The organism is Novosphingobium lindaniclasticum LE124, from assembly GCF_000445125.1.
Classification (GTDB): domain Bacteria; phylum Pseudomonadota; class Alphaproteobacteria; order Sphingomonadales; family Sphingomonadaceae; genus Novosphingobium; species Novosphingobium lindaniclasticum.
This window is the reverse complement of sequence record NZ_ATHL01000124.1, coordinates 1-536: the sequence shown is the minus strand read 5'-3', so window position 1 is coordinate 536 and position 536 is coordinate 1. Positions and strand designations below refer to the sequence as shown.

At 60.8% G+C, this 536-nt stretch carries 1 protein-coding gene; it reads right to left on the bottom strand.

What is annotated here, in order from left to right:
* On the bottom strand, positions 1 to 398 hold a 398-nt coding region (locus L284_RS42110), incomplete at its 3' end, for an IS66 family transposase (protein ID WP_021235429.1).
* Positions 399 to 536: the final 138 nt, after the last annotated feature.

Here is a 536-nt window from a genome sequence, read left to right as displayed (position 1 = left end):
CCCCCGCAATCGGGACAAGCGCTGCCCGGGTCGAGTTCTTTTCGCTCGCGCGGGGTGTCAGGCGCAACGCGCGGGCGCCGGGCCATGGCCCGTGCACTGTCTACGTGCGCAGTGGCCTCATCCTCTTCGACATCACTCGGCGAAGCGACGGTTTGTGCCGCGGCGACCAGAATGTCCTCTAGGGCCAGTTCCAGCTGCTCGATCTCGCGTTCGATCTTTTCCGAGGATTTGCCGAAGGCCTGTTTCTTCAGCTTTGCAATGCGCAGACGCAGGGCCTGAACCACCAGATCATGTGCACGGACCGTTGCCGCCAGCTTCGCGTTTTCTGCCTGCAAGTCGGCGATTATCGCCTTCAGCAAAGCTGGGTCTTCGGGAAGATTTCGCGCCGCGCTCAGCATGATCCCGCTTACCAGCCAAGGGCAGGAATATCCATGAAAACAGGTAGATTCAGAAACAAAAATCAGCCCACCTGGGCAGGCGGCGCGCCCCAATTTGGGCGCCTCCAGTCGATACCTTCCCAGAGCATTGCGAGCTGG